At 61.8% G+C, this 19,645-nt stretch carries 20 protein-coding genes and 1 riboswitch; of the genes, 14 read left to right on the top strand and 6 right to left on the bottom strand.

Translation table 11 applies throughout. The annotated features are described in order from the left end of the window. Positions 1 to 15: 15 nt before the first annotated feature. From FFI94_RS23450 to FFI94_RS23430, 5 genes are all read right to left on the bottom strand, one after another. The gene (locus FFI94_RS23450) at positions 16 to 627 is read right to left on the bottom strand and encodes a signal peptidase I (protein WP_138869924.1); all 612 of its coding nucleotides are present in this window, start codon (positions 625 to 627) and stop codon (positions 16 to 18) included. Beyond that, a complete protein-coding gene (locus FFI94_RS23445) occupies positions 624 to 1,190 on the bottom strand; it encodes a hypothetical protein (protein ID WP_138869923.1) in 567 nt (188 codons plus the stop codon). The genes FFI94_RS23450 and FFI94_RS23445 overlap by 4 nt, the downstream gene beginning before the upstream one ends. An 8-nt stretch (positions 1,191 to 1,198) precedes the next feature. Further along, on the bottom strand, positions 1,199 to 1,741 hold the full coding sequence (locus FFI94_RS23440; protein ID WP_138869922.1) for an alternate-type signal peptide domain-containing protein: 543 nt from the start codon (positions 1,739 to 1,741) through the stop codon (positions 1,199 to 1,201). A gap of 286 nt (positions 1,742 to 2,027) precedes the next feature. Continuing rightward, positions 2,028 to 2,837: an HAD-IIA family hydrolase gene (locus FFI94_RS23435; protein WP_138869921.1), complete on the bottom strand. Its 810-nt coding sequence runs from the start codon at positions 2,835 to 2,837 to the stop codon at positions 2,028 to 2,030. Between the two features lie 37 nt (positions 2,838 to 2,874). Then, complete coding sequence (locus tag FFI94_RS23430; protein ID WP_138869920.1) at positions 2,875 to 3,642, bottom strand: sulfite exporter TauE/SafE family protein; 768 nt, start codon at positions 3,640 to 3,642, stop codon at positions 2,875 to 2,877. A gap of 526 nt (positions 3,643 to 4,168) precedes the next feature. On the opposite strand from FFI94_RS23430, the gene FFI94_RS23425 reads away from it, so the two are divergent. The 14 genes from FFI94_RS23425 (at position 4,169) to FFI94_RS23365 (ending at position 18,665) form a co-directional block, all read left to right on the top strand. Next, on the top strand, positions 4,169 to 5,143 hold the full coding sequence (locus FFI94_RS23425; protein ID WP_138869919.1) for an amino acid ABC transporter permease: 975 nt from the start codon (positions 4,169 to 4,171) through the stop codon (positions 5,141 to 5,143). Beyond that, positions 5,140 to 5,925, top strand: a complete 786-nt coding sequence (locus tag FFI94_RS23420; RefSeq protein WP_138869918.1) for an amino acid ABC transporter ATP-binding protein — start codon at positions 5,140 to 5,142, stop codon at positions 5,923 to 5,925. Before FFI94_RS23425 ends, FFI94_RS23420 begins: the two co-directional genes overlap by 4 nt. A gap of 35 nt (positions 5,926 to 5,960) precedes the next feature. Further along, positions 5,961 to 6,932, top strand: a complete 972-nt coding sequence (locus tag FFI94_RS23415) for an ABC transporter substrate-binding protein (RefSeq protein WP_138869917.1) — start codon at positions 5,961 to 5,963, stop codon at positions 6,930 to 6,932. A 10-nt stretch (positions 6,933 to 6,942) separates the two neighbouring features. Beyond that, positions 6,943 to 8,058, top strand: coding sequence for an FAD-dependent oxidoreductase (locus FFI94_RS23410; RefSeq protein WP_138869916.1), 1,116 nt, complete (start codon positions 6,943 to 6,945; stop codon positions 8,056 to 8,058). Continuing rightward, positions 8,055 to 8,588 (top strand): GNAT family N-acetyltransferase, encoded by a 534-nt coding sequence (locus tag FFI94_RS23405; RefSeq protein WP_138869915.1) that lies wholly within the window; start codon positions 8,055 to 8,057, stop codon positions 8,586 to 8,588. The genes FFI94_RS23410 and FFI94_RS23405 overlap by 4 nt, the downstream gene beginning before the upstream one ends. A 108-nt stretch (positions 8,589 to 8,696) precedes the next feature. After that, positions 8,697 to 8,791: riboswitch (SAM riboswitch) on the top strand. Between the two features lie 9 nt (positions 8,792 to 8,800). After that, complete coding sequence (locus tag FFI94_RS34795; protein ID WP_317823110.1) at positions 8,801 to 8,890, top strand: putative leader peptide; 90 nt, start codon at positions 8,801 to 8,803, stop codon at positions 8,888 to 8,890. A 167-nt stretch (positions 8,891 to 9,057) separates the two neighbouring features. Next, positions 9,058 to 10,698 (top strand): ABC transporter substrate-binding protein, encoded by a 1,641-nt coding sequence (locus FFI94_RS23400; protein WP_138869914.1) that lies wholly within the window; start codon positions 9,058 to 9,060, stop codon positions 10,696 to 10,698. Positions 10,699 to 10,700: 2 nt separating this feature from the next. Beyond that, complete coding sequence (locus FFI94_RS23395; RefSeq protein WP_138869913.1) at positions 10,701 to 11,714, top strand: ABC transporter permease; 1,014 nt, start codon at positions 10,701 to 10,703, stop codon at positions 11,712 to 11,714. Then, positions 11,707 to 12,597, top strand: a complete 891-nt coding sequence (locus FFI94_RS23390; RefSeq protein ID WP_138869912.1) for an ABC transporter permease — start codon at positions 11,707 to 11,709, stop codon at positions 12,595 to 12,597. Before FFI94_RS23395 ends, FFI94_RS23390 begins: the two co-directional genes overlap by 8 nt. Beyond that, on the top strand, positions 12,594 to 14,216 hold the full coding sequence (locus FFI94_RS23385) for an ABC transporter ATP-binding protein (protein WP_138869911.1): 1,623 nt from the start codon (positions 12,594 to 12,596) through the stop codon (positions 14,214 to 14,216). Before FFI94_RS23390 ends, FFI94_RS23385 begins: the two co-directional genes overlap by 4 nt. After that, complete coding sequence (locus FFI94_RS23380) at positions 14,203 to 15,321, top strand: LLM class flavin-dependent oxidoreductase (RefSeq protein ID WP_138869910.1); 1,119 nt, start codon at positions 14,203 to 14,205, stop codon at positions 15,319 to 15,321. Before FFI94_RS23385 ends, FFI94_RS23380 begins: the two co-directional genes overlap by 14 nt. Positions 15,322 to 15,347: 26 nt before the next feature. After that, a complete protein-coding gene (locus FFI94_RS23375) occupies positions 15,348 to 16,718 on the top strand; it encodes an NtaA/DmoA family FMN-dependent monooxygenase (protein WP_138869909.1) in 1,371 nt (456 codons plus the stop codon). Further along, a complete protein-coding gene (locus tag FFI94_RS23370; protein ID WP_138869908.1) occupies positions 16,715 to 17,521 on the top strand; it encodes a DUF1684 domain-containing protein in 807 nt (268 codons plus the stop codon). The genes FFI94_RS23375 and FFI94_RS23370 overlap by 4 nt, the downstream gene beginning before the upstream one ends. Before the next feature lies 1 nt (position 17,522). After that, a complete protein-coding gene (locus FFI94_RS23365; RefSeq protein WP_138869907.1) occupies positions 17,523 to 18,665 on the top strand; it encodes an LLM class flavin-dependent oxidoreductase in 1,143 nt (380 codons plus the stop codon). A 15-nt stretch (positions 18,666 to 18,680) separates the two neighbouring features. Here FFI94_RS23365 and FFI94_RS23360 read toward each other — a convergent pair whose 3' ends face one another. Then, positions 18,681 to 19,589 carry an alpha/beta hydrolase family protein gene (locus FFI94_RS23360; protein ID WP_138873357.1) on the bottom strand — a complete coding sequence of 303 codons (909 nt, stop codon included), beginning with the start codon at positions 19,587 to 19,589 and terminating at the stop codon, positions 18,681 to 18,683. Positions 19,590 to 19,645 lie beyond the last annotated feature (56 nt).

Raw genomic sequence — 19,645 nt, 5'->3', positions numbered from 1 at the left:
GGCGTCCTTTTCTTATCAGGATTCGGGTGCTGGCGAGGCGACGACTCGGGGTGTGGAGACGTCGATGCTCGTCTGCTTTTTTCGTCTGCGGCTGTCACGAGTGCCACTGACGAACATGAAGACGGCATAGATGACGAGTGCGCCGACGGCGATCCCGACGATCACGGTTCTTTGTTCTCCGGTCAGCCAGTTGTTCACATACCCGAGATAAGGGAGGCCGTACCAGACCTTGCCTCTGATCTGGACAGGTCGTACTTCCTTCTCGTCGGGTTGTCCGTTCGCATCACCCTGGGTGGTGAATGTTCTTTCGCCCTTTTGGTTCTCGCTGATCTCGATGATCCGGTGGGTGACGACGGCGGCCTGTCCCGATTCCATCTGGTACGTAATGGCCTGGCCGATCATGAGTTCGTCCGTGTTCACCGGTTTGACGACGATCAGGGACCCAGGATCGTAGGTGGGCCTCATCGAACCGGTGAGGACTGTAAAGCGTTGTGCTCCGGCGAAATAGGGAACCACGATTGTCGCGGTGATCAGCGCGCTGACGGCAAGGAGCAGTGTCCAGCTGATGATCGACGTGGCCCACCAGAGCGGCCCGGTTTTCTGGGTGCGATGCGCGCCGGATGTCATGGTATGTACGTCCCTGCCATGGTGAACACGATCTTGGGTGTCGCCGGTTGCACCCCAGTCGCTGTCACACCGACGCGGAAACACCAGACCGCCGATGCTCCGACACCGAGCGGAGCGCTCGACCACCCTCCGTTCGGAAATTGCACCGATGAGCTCATCGATTGTGCGTTGAGAGGAGGTGTCCCTGTCGGAGTCGTCTGGCCGGCACCCACTGGGCACAACGACTCACTGGTGACGGGGAAGATGCTCAGTGTCAGCCCGGTGTAGATGCTTGTCGACTCCAACCGCCAGTTCATCGGTAGTTCGCCGGTGTTGGTGATCGTGAGCGGTGCCTGCATCGTGCTGCCAGGCAACAATTTTGTGCCACCGATCGGGATGGGGACAAATGCAGCGCTGAGCGCGCCGCTGCCACTCTTGACCTTCATCTCCAGCTTCGCTCCGGTCGCAGTTCCACCGGCAGCGCTTTTGGAATCGGACCACAGCGCGAAGGTCTGCTGTGACGATACGAATATCGCCACAGCAGCCGTCGCGAGTGCGATCGATCCCCAGACTTTTTTGCGCACGATGTGATTTACGGAGCAGTCAGCGCGGTCTGAGTGAGAACGAGCTTCAGAGCAGTCAGGTCGACTGCCTGGTTCTGCGCGGTAGTTCCGGTCACGTTGTTGAATGCGAGTCGGACTTCGACGTTGACGCTCTGTGTGGGGGTGCCGGGAATCGCGGTAATGCCGCTGACCACGGTCGTGCCCTTCTTGAGGGTAGTGGTTGCAGTGACATTGGATGCGAGCGCTCCGCTGATGCTCGAAGGGTCGGCGACGATGGTCGCAGTCAAGCGGTCGCCGACGGCGGTCACGACAGCATCGCAGTTGAACGCAACAACCTCGGTGGGCACGATGCGGTAGCTGGTGATCGCGCTGATCGGAGCGGCCGTCGGATTGAGCGACGTCCATCCCGTCCCGGCGGCGGGCGTGCAGGCGCCCAGCGTCAGGACTCCCGAGGTGACTGATCCGGTGCTGATGTCCTTGCTGTCATTCCAGACCGCGTAGCTGCCTGCACCGCCGAGGAGTAGTGCGCCCGCAGCTGCTGCCGCGATTGCACCCTTTGTCTGTTTCTTCATGGAGAGCTCATTTCTGGGGAGTCCGAATTGGGTCGTTCAGAAATGAGTATCAGCCATGGCAAACGATTCGTTACCGGTTTTGAAAAGAATATTTCGCCCAAATTGAAATTTTAGGTTTGAACTGGGAAAAGCCGTCTACCAGCAACTAGTCACCAGTTTGTTAGTTCAACGTTAAAGAAACCTCCTGTTTGTCCAACTCGACAAAGGTTTACCGTTTCATTTGTTTTCAGTATTCATTCGTCTGGTTAACTACTCGTTCTATATAGGCGATATGTCCTAATTGTCTTTACTTATTGTTACGAAAAGGATCCGTCGTATTTCCGACAAGTGCGGCGACGGATTCCAGAACGATGGTGGGGCGGTACGGATACAGCTCCACGGACGCCGGTGTCGAGATCCCGGTCATCACGAGGATGGTCTGCAAGCCGGCCTCCAGGCCGCACACGATGTCGGTGTCCATGCGGTCGCCGATCATCAACGTATTGGCGGAATGGGCGCCGATGGACCGCAAGGCCGATCGCATCATGAGGGCATTCGGCTTGCCGACGTAGTACGGGTCGCGCCCCGTGGCTTTGGTGATCAAGGCGGCTACGGAACCGGTGGCAGGCAGGGAGCCATCCCGTGACGGTCCGGTGGCGTCGGGGTTGGTGGCAATGAACCGCGAACCACGCTCGACCAACCTGATGGCAGTGGTGATGGCCTCGAACGAGTATGTACGGGTTTCGCCCAGGACGACGTAGTCGGGATCGCTGTCCGTCAGGACGTACCCGATGTCGTGCAGCGCCGTGGTCAGGCCTGATTCGCCGACCACGTATGCGCTGCCACCTGGTCGCTGATTGGCGAGGAAGGTGGCAGTCGCCAGAGCTGAGGTCCAAATGGACTTCTCGGGGATGTCGAGGCCGGAGTTGAGTAGGCGTGCACGCAAGTCTCGCGGAGTTCTGATCGAGTTGTTGGTCAGCACCATGTACGGGATGTTGTTCGATGCCAGTTCGGCGAGGAACGTGTCCGCTCCCAGCACCAAGTGTTCTTCGTGAACGAGGACTCCGTCCATGTCCATGAGGTAGGTCCACTGGGATTCATTCGCGGTTGTGGTCATGTCTCAAGTATGTGGGAACCGCGTCCGAGGTGGGCGGTCAAGCGAGAAGACGCCACAGCCCGATCAGGCCGACGACGACAATCGTGTACCGCAGCGCAGTGGGAGACAGGCGTCGTCCGTAGCGGGCTCCGAGCACACCTCCGCCGAGCGAGCCGACTGCGATCAAACCGGCTGCTGCCCAATTGATCTGGTCGAAGGCCAAGGTGATGTACATTGCCGCGGCGACGATGTTGACGAGCAGCGAGAGGAGGTTCTTCGCTCCGTTCATTCGCTGCAGGGTTTCGGGAAGAATGGCACCCATCACACCGATCAGGAGGATGCCCTGCGCGGCGGTGAAATAGCCGCCGTAGATACCGACGGCAAACGTGCCTGCGGTCAGGAGCATCAACCTCGTGGTCGACAACGTCGTCTCTTCGGTGGAGCGTTTTTTCGCCCAGGCCTGGATGCGTGGCTGGAGAACGACGAGAGCGAGCGCCAGGATCAGCAATACCGGAACTATCGTCTCGAACAATTTCTCGGGTAGGTGCATCAGCAACCACGAGCCGAGCAGGGCGCCGGCGAGTGACGCCGGAATCTGCCACCGAAGCCGGTCCCATTGCCCCGACAATTCGCGTCGGTAACCCCAGGTGCCGGAAACTCCGCCGGCAACAAGGCCAACGGCGTTGGACATCGTCGCGGTGACCGGAGGCATGCCGAAAGCTACGAGAGTGGGGAAGGTGATCAGGGTTCCACTGCCCACCACGGCGTTGATGGCCCCGGCTCCGATGCCTGCCACGAGAATAAAAAATGCGTCCAGTCCGCTCACTCCGCAGACGGTACTGCAGGGTGATTCGGGGGTGCTCGGTGGCTCGGGGGCAGTGGATATGGCTTATCCATTCAACACGTCATCTGCCCGTTTCGGGAGGGTTGAATTCAGCCTGATTTCAACGCGGGATTGACGCTATTTCCCTTGCCGCGCAGGGAAATACAACATTTGACGACTAGGGATTCTGCGTCTAGTATTTGCTCACCATCTCGAGCGACCGAGAGACCTGGCTCGTCGACGTCGCAGCAACCCCCCGAGTAATCGGGAGCGGGTGCTTTCTGCCAGGACCGATGGAAGGCATCACATGAGTATCACTCGCTGCGCCGGTACCGCTCCGTGCGCCGGTTCGAACGCGTACGCACCGCACCGTCGACGTCACATCGACCTGCGTCGTACAGCGTCGTGTCACTGTCGCTGACCGAACTTCTCGGCACTCGAAAGTTCGCTGCACTCGAAAGTCGTCGCGCAGCATTCCCATTTTCCGAAAGGCCTATTTTGTGATGTCTACTCCGTCTGGCAGTGCGCCGTGAGCGCGCCCACCGAGATCCGCCCGGAAAAGCGGGTGGCCGAGCCGGAACTTCCCGACTCCGAGCTTGTTGTTGCCCGCACCTGGCACCCGCTTCGTTGGGTGATCAGCGCGATCGTTCTGGTACTGCTTGCCCAGTTCATTCACGGGCTCGTCGTCAATCCGGGCTGGGACTGGCCGACCTTCGCTCAGTACTTCACCGCGAAATCGGTACTTGCCGCATTGTGGATGACGATCAAGCTGACACTGTGGGGGACGATACTCGGGTTCGGACTCGGCGTGTTCCTGGCGCTCGGTCGGTTGTCGAAGAATCCGGTCCTGCAGGTCATCGCCTGGACCTATATCTGGGCGTTCCGCTCGATTCCGCTCATCGTGCAGTTGCTCTTCTGGTTCAACATCACGTACCTGTATCAAACACTTTCGCTCGGAATACCTTTCGGCCCTGAGTTCTTCACGTTCCAGGTCAGTGGCGTGATCGGTGGATTCACCGCGGCCGTCATCGGTTTGGCGTTGCATCAGGCTGCATATTCGGCAGAGATCATCCGTTCCGGAATTATCTCGGTGGATCACGGTCAGATCGAAGCCGCGCACTCGCTCGGTATCCCGCGCAGCCGTCAGTTCTTCAAGATCGTTCTCCCGCAAGCGATGCGGGCAATTCTTCCCAATGCAGCCAACGAGGTCATCGGACTCTTCAAGGGAACCTCCATCGTTTCCACCATGGCGATCGCCGAGCTGTTCTACCAGGTGCAGGTAATCTTCGGACGCAACGGACGAGTGGTCCCCCTTCTGATGGTCGCCACCATCTGGTACATCATCCTCACGACGCTGCTCTCGATCGGCCAGTACTACGTCGAGAGGCACTACGCACGAGGGTCCGCCCGTGCTCTCCCGCTGACTCCGGTGCAGAAGGTGCGCAAGAAGTTCGAAGAGATCCGCGACGCGCGTCTCGACATTCCGAGAGGTGCATCCCGATGACCGCAGAACTGACCGACGAGACGCTGTACGCCGTCGAAGCGCGCGGTATCCACAAGTCGTTCGGCGCTCTGGAAGTGCTTGCCGGCGTTGATCTCCTGGTTCGCAAGGGGGAGGTCACCGTGATTCTCGGGCCGTCGGGTTCCGGCAAGTCCACCTTGCTGCGCACACTCAATCATCTCGAGAAGGTCGATCGCGGCACGGTGCGGATCGACGGAGAGTTGATCGGCTACCGGCGCAAGGGAAATCGGCTTCACGAGCTGCGTGACCGCGAGATCCTGAAGCAGCGCTCGAACATCGGTTTCGTGTTCCAGAACTTCAATCTGTTTCCGCATCTCACGGCGCTCGAAAACGTGGTGGAAGCACCGCTGTCGGCCCAGAAGCGCGACCGCGACGACGTGTACCGCGAGGCTCGTGCGCTTCTCGAGCGAGTGGGCGTGGGGGACAAGGCAGACGAGTATCCCCGTCAACTCTCCGGTGGTCAGCAGCAACGTGTCGCCATTGCCAGGGCATTGGCACTGCGTCCGGCTGTCATTCTCTTCGACGAACCGACCTCGGCGCTCGATCCCGAATTGGTCGGTGAAGTCCTCGAAGTTCTTGCCCAGCTTGCCCGCGACGGCGCCACATTGGTGATCGTCACGCACGAGGTCGGATTCGCTCGGGAGGTGGCGGACACCGCAGTCTTCATGGACGGCGGAGTCATCGTCGAGCAGGGCCCACCGTCGCAAGTGATCGACAACCCGGTCCACGAACGGACCAAAGCTTTTCTCTCCCGCGTTCTCTGACGCGTCACAGATACATTTCCGAAAGGCACACACTGATGTTTTCCCGATCCCGTCGCGCTACTTTCCTGATCTCGGCTCTTGCCACAGTCGGACTGCTCAGCGCAGCCTGCAGCAGCGCGGACGCCGAGTCCGACGGTAGCCAGGTCACCGCCGCCGCGGGCTACAACCTCACCGCGGAGCAGAATCGCATTACCACCGACAAGGTGGATTCCATCGCTGCGGAGGTGCCTCGAGAAATCCGCGACCGTGGCACGCTGCGAGTTACCGGCAGCGCCGGTTCCGCTCCGCCGCTTCGCTTCTACGCCGACGACGACACGACGCTCATCGGCTCCGAAACCGACTTCGCTTACCTGATCGGCGACGTTCTCGGATTGAAGGTGGACCTGCAGACGGCCGACTGGGCACAGAACTTCGTCCGGATCGACTCCGGGGAAGCCGACGCGTTCATCTCCAATGTGACTGTGACGGAAGAACGCAAGGAGAAGTACGACTTCGCCACCTACCGACTCGACACTCTCGCGTTCGAAGCCAAGAAGGGCGCTGGGGTTTCCATCAAGGAGCCCAAGGATATTGCCGGGCTGAAGATCGCGGTGGGATCCGGCACCAATCAGGAAGCGCTGCTGGTCAAGTGGAACGAGCAGAACGTCGCCGCCGGCCTGGCCCCCACCGACATCTCCTACTATCAGAACACCACCGACTACTACTTGCCGCTGCAGTCCGGCCGGATCGACGCCTACTTCGGACCGAACCCGTCGTCGCAGTTCCACGCCAAGCAGTCGGGCGAAACCGAAGTCGTCGGTGAGTTCTCCGGAGCCGGTGACGCCTTGCAGGGGCAGATCGCCGTGTTGGTGAAGAAGGACAACGGACTGATCAAGGCAATCAACGACGCCATCAACCACGCGATCGAGAACGGTACGTACCAGCAGATTCTCGAGCGGTGGAACATCACCGGCGAAGCCGTCGACACCTCCCTGATCAACCCGCCCGGACTCCCGAAGACCAAGTGAGCCAGCGTCGATGAGTGAAATTCTCGATGTAATCGTCATCGGCGGCGGACTGGTCGGGTCCTCAGCGGCCTGGCGGCTCGCCGCCCGCGGACGTCGCGTCGTCCAACTCGAGCAGTACGCGCCAGGGCACAAGCACGGCGCGTCGCACGGTACTTCCCGGATCTACCGACAGGCGTACGACAATCACCTGTACACGGGGTTGGCGGCGTCGGCTCTCCCGCTGTGGCGGGAGCTGGAAACCACGACGGACATCGGTTTCCTGGAGTTGACGGGTGCCATCGATCACGGCCTGCCGCAGGCCGTGGTCACCAAGGCTCGGGTGCTCACCGAAGCGGGCATCAAGGGTGAGATCCTCACTCCCGCTGAGGCATCCGATCGCTGGCCTGGATTGCGATTCGACACGACAGTCCTGCATCACCCCGATGCGGGCAGGCTACATGCGGATCGCGCCGTCGTAGCGCTCGAAGCGGGTTCACGATTCGCGGGAGCCGACGTACGCCACGGCACTCGCGTGCTGACAATCGCGGAGGCGTCGTACGGCGTCGACGTGATCACGGACACCGGGACTCTGAGAGCTCAGCACGTTGTTGTTGCAGCCGGCGCCTGGACTGCTGAATTGATCGATCGAAGTGAACTCGGCGGGCAGGTCGTGTTGCCGACCTTGCGTACGACGCAGGAACAACCGGCACACTTCGCGCCATTGGATCCGGGAACGCCGTGGCCGAGTTTTGTTCATCATCCCGGTGCGGAGCTGAGTACCGCCGGAATCTACGGACTCGGGTCAGAGGACGGAATCAAGATCGGCGAGCATGCGACGGGGCCGGAAGTGACTCCGCAGACTCGCAGCTACATCCCTGATGCCGACGGCGAGCAGCGTCTGGTCGAGTACGCCGAGGCCTGGTTGCCCGGTGTCGATTCGACGCAGGTCGAGTCCCTGACCTGCCTGTACACCAGTACCCCCGACAGCAATTTTGTAATCGACCGGGTTGGCGCCGTCACTGTCGCCGCAGGATTTTCCGGGCACGGATTCAAATTCGGGCCGGCGCTCGGCGAGTTGGTGGCCGATCTGGTGGAAGGAAAGGCGCTGTCACCGCAGGAATTCCGATTGGGGGTGCGTTTCCCATGACAATCGAGATTGCGGGAATCGGCGGCGTAGAGGTGCGGTCGGTGTTGCAGGACGATCCGCTGGCTGCTCCGCTCATCGAGGAATTGGCAGTGGAGTACAGCTCGCGATACGGCGGCACTCGTGACGAGGTGTTCGACGATCTGACAACGTATCCGGCAGAGGAGTTTGCGCCTCCACATGGTGCATTGCTGGTTCTGACTCTCGGGGATCAACCGATCGCGGGCGGTGCGTTCCGCCAATTCGATTCCGATACTGCCGAACTCAAGCGGATCTGGACGTCGGCCTCCTTCCGTCAGCGTGGTCTCGGAAAGGTCGTCGTCCGGGAACTGGAGACCGAGATCGCAGCGCGGGGCTATCGGCGGGTATTTCTCACGACCGGTCCCCGTCAACCCGAAGCGGTTGCCCTGTACCGCTCGTGTGGATATACGCCGCTGTACGACACCACGCTTGCGCCACTCGAGGTGGGAATTCACCCATTCGAAAAGAAGCTGCACGTTGGGCATGACTACGACCGGAGAGTGTCGGCATGAATGCTGAGAGTGTCGGCATGAATGCGGGGGAGTTCCCGAAAATGTGGCGTACGCTGCAATTCCTACTGAGCAAGTTGACAATTCGCGATCATCTCGTAGACTTGCGAACGACCATCTCGAGCGACAGAGAGACCTGGCTCAATGAAGTCGCAGCAACCCTTCGCGTCATCGCGTGAGGGTGCTACCGCCAGGATCGATGGAGGAATGCAGTAATGAAGGCAGTTGAAGGCGGTTTCGATACCGCGTGGTCGCGTCGTCACGTAGACCTGTGCCGTACAGCAGGATCATTCTGTACTCACTGACCATGGCAGCGATGTTCGCATCGTAGTTTGACCCTGGTCAGTATCTCGAGGCTCCCGTACGTGGGTAAGCCTGTTTTCTATTCTCTTCGTAGCTGATTCGTGCTTGGTTGCCCCGTTGTCCGGTGGTGACGAGCGCGCTTTTCCGCATGTCTCATTAGGAGTTCTCGGTGTCTTCACGCTCAATCGGTGCACGCTCACGCGTCACCGTCGTCGCCGGTATCGGCGCTATTTCGGTCCTCGGCACCGTACTTGCCGGTTGCAGCACCAGTAGCGGTGACACCAGTGCAGACGCCGGTCCCGCCCAATCGGGCGGAACCCTCCGCTACGGACTTTCCACGGCGCCTACCTGCGCAGACCCGGCCCAGGCCGGCACGAATCAGACCGTCTATGTCACTCGCAGCGTGGTGGATTCGCTGACGGACCAGAATGTGGAGACCGGCGAGATCACGCCGTGGCTCGCCAAGAGCTGGGGCATCAGCCCCGACGCCGCAAGCTTCACATTCAATCTGCGCGACGACGTCACCTTCAGCGACGGCACCCCGGTCACCGCGGCTTCGATCAAGAAGAACTTCGATGTCGTCAAGGATCTGGGCCCCAACGCCGCACTGGCGAAGAGTTATCTGTCCACCTACACCGGCACCGACGTTATCGACGAGCACACCGCAAAGGTGAACTTCTCGGGACCCAATGTGCAGTTCCTGCAGGCAACTTCGACGCCGCAGCTCGGAATACTGGCGGATTCCACCACGGCGCGGCCGTCGGAGCAGCGTTGCGCCGGTGACGCCGTGATCGGTTCCGGTCCGTTTGTCTACTCCGATTGGCAGCAGGATCGCTCGGTCTCGATCAAGAAGCGAACCGGGTACAACTGGGCGTCGGACGCAACCGCGCACCAGGGTGAGGCATACCTCGACGGCGTCGACTTCACCGTCGTTCCGGAGTCCGGAGTTCGGGCCGGCAGCGTTGCTTCCGGCCAGCTCGACGCGGTCAGTGACGCGTTGACGCAGGACGCTCCCCAGATCGAAGCCGCAGGCGGGCGGGTCTTGACTCGTCCGAATCCCGGAATCGTGTTCTTCTTCCAGCCCAACGTCAGTCGCGGAGTTCTCGCAGATCAGGCTGTCCGACAAGCGATCATCCCCGCCATCAACCGGCAGGAACTCGTCGACACGGTGCTGGATCCGAGTTTCTTCCCCGCGACGAGCCCGCTGGCGCACACCACGCCGCTCTACGCAGATCAGTCCGGAGTCGTGACCTACGACGCGGACAAAGCCGGAAAGCTGCTCGACGCGGCGGGATGGAAGACCGGCTCCGACGGAATACGTGAGAAGGACGGCCAGAAGCTGACTTTCGCGATTTCCTTCAGTCCGGTGTTCGCCGGCAACCAGGCAATCCTCGAGCTGGTTCAGCAGCAGCTCAAGAAGGTGGGTGTCGATCTCAAACTCAACCTCCTGTCCAACGGGGAACTGACCGAGAAGCAGAACTCGGGCGATTACGACGCCGTCTACTACAACGCCACCCGCGCGGATGCGGATATCCTCCGGACCACCTTCGGTGTCGAGGGCCGAAATCTCAACAAGCGTGCTGCTGATCCGGAGCTCGACAAGGTCCTGACGGAGCAGTTGGCAACAACCGACTCCGCTGCGCGTGGTGAATTGGTCAGTGAAGCGCAGGAACTGATCATCGACCGTGGACTGTCGATTCCGACCATCGAACTTTCGCAGGCAGTGGGAGCCGGAGCGTCGGTGCAGGACCTGAACTTCGAGGCCTCCTCACGTCTGCAGTTCTACGACGCATGGTTGTCGGGTAAGTAATCATGACTCGATACGTACTCACCCGACTGGGCCAAGCCGCGCTGGTCCTCTGGGCGGCCTTCACCATCTCGTTCGTGATTCTCTTTCTGTTGCCCAGTGACCCGGTCAGCATGGCGGCAGAATCGTCGGGGCAGGGTGTTGCCGTGGATCAAGCTGCGCTCGATCAGCTTCGGGCACGATACGGCTTGGACCAGTCGGTGTGGGTGCAGTACTGGACGTCGCTGACGAATGCACTTCGCGGCGATTTCGGTACGTCGATCGCGACCGGTCAATCGGTCACCGATGCGATCTTCTCGGCCTTGCCGAGCACGCTGGTACTGGCCGTCACCGGGCTGGTTCTCGCCGTCTTGTTCGGTGTGACGATTGCCTTCTTCGCGACGTACACCCGCAAGCGATGGCTCGCGAATCTGCTGTTCTCGCTGCCGCCACTCGGAGTGGCCGTGCCTACCTTCTGGGTGGGACTGATTCTCCTGCAGCTCTTCTCGTTCCGGTTGCACATCTTCCCGGCGTTCGGTGACAAGGGCTTCGCGACAGTGATTCTCCCGGCAATCACCTTGGCCATACCGACCGGTGCCGTGATCGCTCAGGTGCTCACGACCAGCCTGCAGTCGACGCTGCGTTCACCGCATGCCGAGACCGCGTACGCAAAAGGGGCAAGCCGTTGGCGGGTTCACACCCGTCACGCGTTGCGACTCGCGAGCATCCCGGCATTCACCATCGCCGGCGTGCTGGTCGGAACATTGCTCGCCGGTTCGGTGGTTGTCGAGACGGTGTTCTCCCGCGCCGGCGTCGGCCGTTTGACACAGACTTCGGTGATGGCGCAGGACATCCCGGTGGTTCAGGGTGTTGTCGTGTTCGCCTCCCTGGTGTTCGTGCTCGTCAACCTTGCGGTGGACCTCTTCTACCCGCTGATCGATCCACGCATCATCCAGGCGAAGAAGACCGTCGCCGAGAAATCAAACACCGAGAAATCAAACCCTGAAAGCTCGACCGATCTGGAGCCGACACATGTCTGACACACTGATCGAACCCCTGCTCCTCGATCCGAGCGTCGACGAGAAGACACCGGTCGCTCCGGGCCGCAAGTCCACTGTGATCAGCTTGATCCGCAAGCCGGGTCTGGTGATTCCGGTGCTGATCGTGTTGCTGGCCATCGGTTTTGCCGTGGCGCCTGGTGTGTTTGCCAGCGGCGACCCGCTGTCCGGCGTCCCCGCGGACAAACTGCAGGGACCGAGCCTGGCGCACTGGTTCGGAACCGACAATCTGGGGCGAGACCTCTACACCCGGTTCGTGCACGGCGCCGCGTTGTCCTTGACGGCGACGCTGGTTGCCGTGGGGATTGCGCTGGTCGTCGGATCGTTGATCGGGCTGATTGCAGGATTTGTCGGTGGCGTGGTCGACGCAGTGCTGATGCGCATCGTCGACGTTCTGCTCTCGATTCCCGCTTTGCTGTTGTCACTGGCACTGGTCACGGCACTCGGTTTCGGCACCATCAACGTCGCGATCGCTGTCGGTGTGGCAATGGTTGCAAACTTTGCCCGCGTGATGCGTGCGGAGGTGATGCGAGTGCGCAGTGCCCAGTACGTCGAGGCGGCTTTCGGATCGGGAGTGCAGTGGCTCGGGGTTCTGCGCCGGCATATCCTGCCCAACTCCTACGCCCCCGTGATTGCACTCTCGGCAGTCGAGTTCGGTCAGGCAGTACTTGCGGTGTCCGCGTTGAGTTTCCTGGGCTTCGGAGCGGTACCACCCACCCCGGAATGGGGATCGCTGGTGTCCGAGGGACGGAACTACCTCGCTAATGCCTGGTGGATGACAACACTTCCCGGCCTGGCGATTGTTGCCGTCGTCATCTCGGCGCATCGCATCGGTCACGAAATCGAAAGGAGCAACCGGCGATGAGTACCACTGAGGATCAGTTGCTTTCCGTCACCGATCTGCAGATCTCCTACGGAGACACTCCTGCCGTCACCGGCGTGAGCTTCACAGTCGGCCGCGGTGAAGTTGTTGCGGTGGTGGGTGAATCAGGATCCGGAAAGTCCACCACAGCTCACGCCATTCTCGGGCTTCTCTCGGGTAGCGGCCACGTCACCGGAGGCGGCGTCGAGTTCGAGGGCGAACGTATCGACGAGTACTCGGATCGGGCGTGGCAGAAAATCCGCGGCGCGCGTATCGGTTTGGTGCCGCAGGACCCCACCACGTCGCTCAACCCGGTGACCCGGATCGGGGATCAGGTTGCGGAAGTACTTCGCATTCACGGCCTGGCCGACCGGCGGAAAGCGCGGTTGGACGCCATCGAGGTTCTCGAACGCGCGGGAATCGATCGCCCGGAGATCCGGGCACGGCAGTACCCGCACGCGCTCTCCGGCGGTATGCGGCAACGAGTTCTGATCGGTATCGCGCTGGTGGCAAACCCGGCACTGATCATTGCCGACGAGCCCACCAGTGCCCTGGACGTCACAGTGCAACGACGAATCCTCGACCACTTGGACGAGCGGATTGCCGAATCCGGGTCCGCGGTTCTCCTCATCACACATGACCTGGGTGTGGCGGCGGACCGCGCAGATCGGATTTTGGTGATGCAGGGTGGCCGAATTGTGGAATCCGGCCGTACCGCAGAGATTTTGGAAAATCCACAACACGAGTACACGAGGAAGTTGCTGAGCGCGGCGCCGAGCCTTTCTTCGGGACCGGTCGATCGCCCCGTTCGTCAGGATACGACGCCGCTACTGACGCTGTCCGGAATCACCAAGCGCTTCAACGTGGGCCGCGGGAGTTCGATCACCGCGGTGAACGATGTCTCGCTGACCGTACCGCGTGGTCAGACGGTGTCTCTGGTGGGGGAGTCCGGTTCCGGTAAGTCCACGACCGCGCGCATTGCCGTGCGATTCGAACAGGCGGATGCCGGCACCATCACCTTCGACGGCCGGGACATCACGCGGGTCAAGGGCAGTGATCTCCGTGAACTGCGCCGCAAGATCCAGCTTGTCTACCAGAACCCGTACGCGTCTCTCGACCCCAAGCTTTCGATAGTCGACATCGTGGCGGAGCCGTTGCGAGCCTTCAAGGTAGGCAGTCGAATCGAACAGCAGGCCCGCGCCGCGGAACTACTCGATCAGGTCGCTCTGCCCGGGCAATTCAGTAGCCGCAAGCCCGCCGAACTGTCCGGTGGGCAGCGGCAGCGAGTAGCAATCGCACGTGCACTCGCGCTGAAGCCGGATCTGCTCGTACTCGACGAACCGGTATCCGCACTCGACGTCTCGGTGCAAGCGCAGATCCTCGCGCTCCTCGACGATTTGCAGCGCGAACTCGGATTGACCTACCTCTTCATCTCACACGATCTGGCGGTAGTGCGGCAGATCAGCGACATCGTCGGCGTCATGCAATCCGGTCAGCTGGTCGAAATCGGCACCACCACGGAGATATTCGACAATCCCCGCCACGACTACACCCGAACGCTGCTCGGTGCCATCCCCGGGCGGGACCACGCAGCAGGAAAGGCCGAACATGTCCGAGCATAATTCCGCAGCATTTCTCATCGGCCTCGAATTCGCGGGTACCGGTGTGCATCCCCATTCGTGGCGCCGTCAGGATTCGCGGGCCGAAGAAGTGTTCACCTCGTCGTACTGGGTGGATCTGGTGACCGCGGCCGATCGGGCAGGCGTAGACCTTGCCTTCTTCCCGGATTCGTTTGCCCTGCAGACCCAGGGACAGCATGCAACGCGTGGCCGTCTGGAAGCAGTTGCAACAGCAGCCCGATTGAGCGCGGTGACATCACGGATCGGGTTGGTTCCCACCGCGACTGTCACTCACACCGAGCCGTTCCACATCTCGAAGGCGATCGCGAGCATCGACTTCTCCTCCTCGGGCCGGGCGGGCTGGCAGGTGGCGGTGTCGGATACCGACGAGGCGAGCGCGCTGTTCGGCCGGAAGGCCGTTCAGAGTGCGCCGTCCCTGTGGGAGGAAGCATCGGAGGCCGTCACGGTCGTCAGCAGATTGTGGGACAGCTGGGAGGACGACGCCGAGATCAGAGATGTGCCGACCGGCCGTTTCATCGACCGGGACAAGCTGCACTACATAGATTTCGAAGGCAAGAACTTCTCGGTCAAGGGGCCGTCCATCACACCGCGTTCGCCGCAAGGGCAACCCCTGATCGTGGTGGACGCGAGTCGACCCGAGGCACGCGAGCTGGCAACCGAGCGTGCCGATCTCATCCGAATCTCCGCTGCCGACCTGAGTGAGGCACAGGCAACAGCCCGCCTGGTCCACGAGCACGCTGCAAGGATCGGCCGCACCGTGCGCGTTCTGCTCGACGTGGACGTCCTGCTCGGTGCCGATCGCGCGGCGGCCGACGACGCGCTCGCCGAACTCGAAGAGTGGGCAGGAGTTCCATACACGCTGCATTCGGTGTTCTATCGCGGCGACGCCGCTGGGTTGACCACGCTGCTTCGCGAGATCAGCGGTTCGGCCGGGCTGGACGGAGTAGTACTGCGGCCCCTGGCATTGGCATCCGGTGTCCAGAAGATCGTCACCACCGTGTTGCCGGCTTTCAATCCGCGCCCGAACCTCGCTCCGACCCTGCGAGAGCGGTTGGGGTTCGAGTTACCCGTCAACCAGTTTGCGTAGCCGGCCAGAGAAGAACAGGAATTTCGATGACACAGAACAAGATTCGTAAGCAAGTTCATCTGGGCGCTCACTTTCCCGGCGTGAACAACACCACCGTCTGGGCCGATCCGGCCTCGAAGAGTCAGATCGAGTTCAGCTCGTTCGAGCATCTTGCACGCAGCGCCGAACGCGGATTGTTCGACTTCTTCTTCCTCGCCGAAGGACTGCGGCTGCGCGAACACCAGGGCAAGATCCACGACCTCGACGTGGTCGGCCGCCCGGACACCTTCAGCATTCTCAATGCGATTGCCGGTGTGACAACACATCTCGGCCTGGCCGGAACGATCAACACCACGTTCAACGAACCCTACGAGTTGGCAAAACAGTTCTCCACGCTCGATCACCTCTCGGACGGTCGAGCAGCCTGGAATCTGGTCACCTCGTCGGACGCCTTCACCGGTGAGAACTTCCGCCGCGGTGGATATCTGGAGCACTCACAGCGATACGCGCGCGCCAACGAATTGGTCGATGCGGTGCGGACACTGTGGGACAGCTGGAGTGTCACCCGCCCGCTCGTCGACCGTGAACGTGGAATCTTTGCCACCGACCAGCAGGTCGGCCAGTTCTCCCATACCGGAGAACAATTCGACATCTCCGGACGATTCGAAGTACCCCGAAGCCCGCAGGGGCATCCAGTTCTCCTGCAGGCCGGTGATTCCGACGAAGGTCGAGAATTCGGTGCGGCCAAAGCTGACGCCATCTTCACCGGCCACGGAACCCTCGAGGCCGGAAAGACCTTCTATGCGGACGTCAAGGGCCGCCTCGCCAAGTACGGACGGACGCACGCCGACCTCAAAATTCTTCCCGCCGCCACCTTTGTCCTCGGCGACAACGCGGCTGACGCACAGGAGAAGGCGTATCATATTCGGAGGCAGCAGGTCGGTCCGCAGACCGCTATCGCCTTCCTCGAACAGGTATGGGGCCGAGACCTTTCCAACTACGATGCCGAAGGTCCGCTGCCGAAGGAAGATCCGTCGGACGACGTCAACATCACCCGTGGACGCGTCCGCCACGTCAAGGATCCCCGCGCCGTCGCCGATCAGTGGCGAGCAAAAGCTGAAGCGGAGAACCTCAGCATTCGTGAACTGATCATCGATGTCACTGCCCGCCAGCAATTTGTGGGCAGCGCAGCCGAAGTGGCCGCCGAGATCGACAGCTACGTCCAGGGCGATGCGAGCGACGGTTTCATCCTCGTCCCGCATCTCACCCCCGCGGGACTCGACGAGTTCATCGACACCGTCGTACCGGAACTGCAGGACCGCGGCAGCTTCCGAACCGAATACACAGGAACAACGCTGCGTAGCCACCTCGGGCTGCGCCACCCACACGAGCAGGCTGAAGGAGTCCGCGCATCATGACCGTAACCGACACCGCTACCAGTACCTTCGTCAGCGACTGGAATGCTTGGCATGCCTCGCGCGACACCACTTTCAGCGAACCGCTCGGCTGGCTGAGCCTGACCGCCCTGCATTGGTTGGTGGACACCGATACCACTTTCGAGGACCTACCGGGTGCGTGGCGCGCAAACGCCGATGCCGTAGTTGTGACGGCAACGGCGGCGGACGATCTGTCGATCGGCGGCGTTGTTGTGGACGGTTCGGTCACCCTCGAACCGGCCGAAGGGGCGCCGGGACTCGTCGTCACGCAGGGGGCACGTCTGGTCGAGGTAATCCGCCGTACCGGTAATGTTGCTCTGCGGGTTCGTGATTCGTCGGCACCCGGCTTGGCGCAGTTTCGCGGCATCCCGACGTTCGAGCCGCGGCCGGAGTGGGTGATCGAGGGTACGTTCAGCGCCTATCCCGAGGCTCGCACGGTCACGACGGGCGCTGTCGTCGAGGGCCTCGAGCACCACCACGACGCGCGGGGAGTCATCAACTTCGAGTACGACGGTCAGCCACACACGCTGATTGCGTTTGCCGGCCAGGACAACGGGTTCCACATTCTGTTCACCGATGCGACCAGTGGAGTGTCGACCTATCCGGCGGCACGTTCGCTCCACATCGGCGCATCGGCTCCGGGCGGCGCGGTTGTCCTCGACTTCAACCGGGCGTCGAATCTGCCGTGCGCCTTCACCGACTATGCAACCTGCCCGGTAGCGCCCGCCGAGAATCGTCTGCCGTTCGCGGTGGAGTCCGGCGAGAAGACTCCAGAAGGGCGCTGACATGACGGTGCCGCTGTCAGTTCTGGATCTGTCGCCGATCAGCGAGGGTAGTTCCGCGCGAGATGCGTTGCGAAATTCGCTGGATCTCGCCCGGTCCGCGGAAACCTGGGGATACAAGCGGTATTGGGTTGCCGAGCACCACTTTGTCGGTGTGGCGAGTTCGTCTCCGGCGGTACTGATCGGGCTGATAGCGGCCGCCACCAACACTATTCGCGTCGGCTCCGCTGCCGTGCTGCTGGGGAACAACACGGCAGCAGCGGTGGTGGAGGCATTCGGTACCGTCGACGCGTTGTACCCGGGCCGGATCGATCTGGGTATCGGTCGTAGCGGCCAGCGCCGGGTGGAAGCGCTGCAAGCCGTTGCCGCCGGCAAGGCCGCGCTAGGCGATGTACCGACGGAGACCGTGGTGCGTGACGGGGTGGTGATCCCGGCACCCTTCGATATTTCGGGACTGCTCACGTCACCGCGACTGCAGGCGTCGTTCGAGGCGCTGTCATTTCCCGGCGCGCAGGCACCAGACTTCGAGAAGCACGTCAACGACATCCTTGGCCTGTTGAACGGCACTCATCGCAGCCGTGACGGTATCGAATTGCACGCAAGTCCGGGCGAGGGCGCTGACGTCGAGGTGTGGGTATTCGGCAGCAGCGCCGGACCGAGTGCCGAACTCGCGGGAAAGCTCGGGTTGCCGTTCGGCGCGAATTACCATGTGGCGCCGTCGAGCACACTCGATGCGGTCGAGGCCTACCGCGCGGCCTTCCAGCCGTCGGAAACGCTGGCGGAGCCGTACGTCGTGGTCTCCGCCGATGTTGTCGCGGCGGAGGACGACGCAACAGCACGGGAGTTGGCGTCCACGTTCGGCCATTGGGCGCACAGTATCCGCAGTGGTGCCGGAGCAATTCCGTACCCGGATCCGGCGACGGCACTCCCGTTGTCGGAGAAGAACCGCGCGGTTGTCGAGGACCGGCTGATCACGCAGTTCGTCGGCTCGCCCAGCACTGTTGCGGACCGACTCGACAGTCTGCAGAAGCTGACCGGTGCGGACGAATTGGTGATCACCGGCGTCACTCATCGGCACGAGGACCGTCTGCGTTCGTACGAGCTGCTGGCAAGGGAGTGGGGATTGCCCGCCTTGCTGGCGGCCTGAGTCGGCGCCAAGCCTCTATGCTCCGATCGCCCCCGCGATCATCGGCCAGGACGCGCGCATGTCGGCTTCGAAGAGCCCCCACGTGTGGGTGCCCTCGGGGCGGTAGCTGAAGGTCGCAGGTATGCCGAGCTGTGCGAACCGTCCCTGCAGCGCAGCAGTACACAGTTGAGTGATTCCCTCGAGCACGCCCCCGGGAATGACGCCGGCAATGGCCGGAATCGAGTTGATTCCGTCCACCGGTCCCGGGATACCGTTACCCGTGGCGATGAAGAGCTGTGTGCCGCGGAGCTTTTCGGCGTTGACCAGCGGGTCGTGCGCAGCCCACTGCGGTCCGCCCGGCCGGCCCCACATGTTGTGGACGTTGCCGCGTCCGAGAACTTCCACCATCGATCGAACCGCCGTCTGTCCCAATCCGTCGACGGTCCGGGGGCAACCGCTGTACGAACCGACAGCGCGGTACAGCCCCGGCGCCTGAATAGCGAGGTCCAGGACCGGGCCCCCTGCCATCGAGACGCCGCCGAGAGCGTTCACTCCGGTCGTGTTGTAGCGAGAGTTCACCGCTGCGGGGAGTTCCTGTGTCAGGTACGTCTGCCACTTGTTGCGGCCGAGCACCGGGTCGTCGGCATTCCAGTCGGTGTACATGCTGTACTTGCCGCCGATCGGCATCACCACGTTGACGTGCTTGTCGTCGAAGAAATCGCGAACCCCGGTGTTGTTGAACCACGAGATCCCGTCTTCACCACCGCCGACCCCGGTCAGCAGGTAGAACGTGGGAGCCGGTCCGCCGCCGGCGGGGGAGATGACGTCGTTGCTGATCCACCGGTCCATCGACGGTGAATAGACGTCGAATCTGGTGACCGTGGACTGCGCGGACGCGGTGGGCGCAGTCAGGCTCAGAAAACCTGCGACCATCACCGCCGCCATCGTGAGATGGATACCGAAGTGTTTCCCGAATCGCGTCACGATCACGTCTCCCCACG

The sequence above is a fragment of the Rhodococcus sp. KBS0724 genome, from assembly GCF_005938745.2.
In the GTDB taxonomy this organism is placed as follows: domain Bacteria; phylum Actinomycetota; class Actinomycetes; order Mycobacteriales; family Mycobacteriaceae; genus Rhodococcus_F.
The sequence above is the reverse complement of the archived record's forward strand: the minus strand, read 5'-3'. Positions and strand labels throughout refer to the sequence as shown.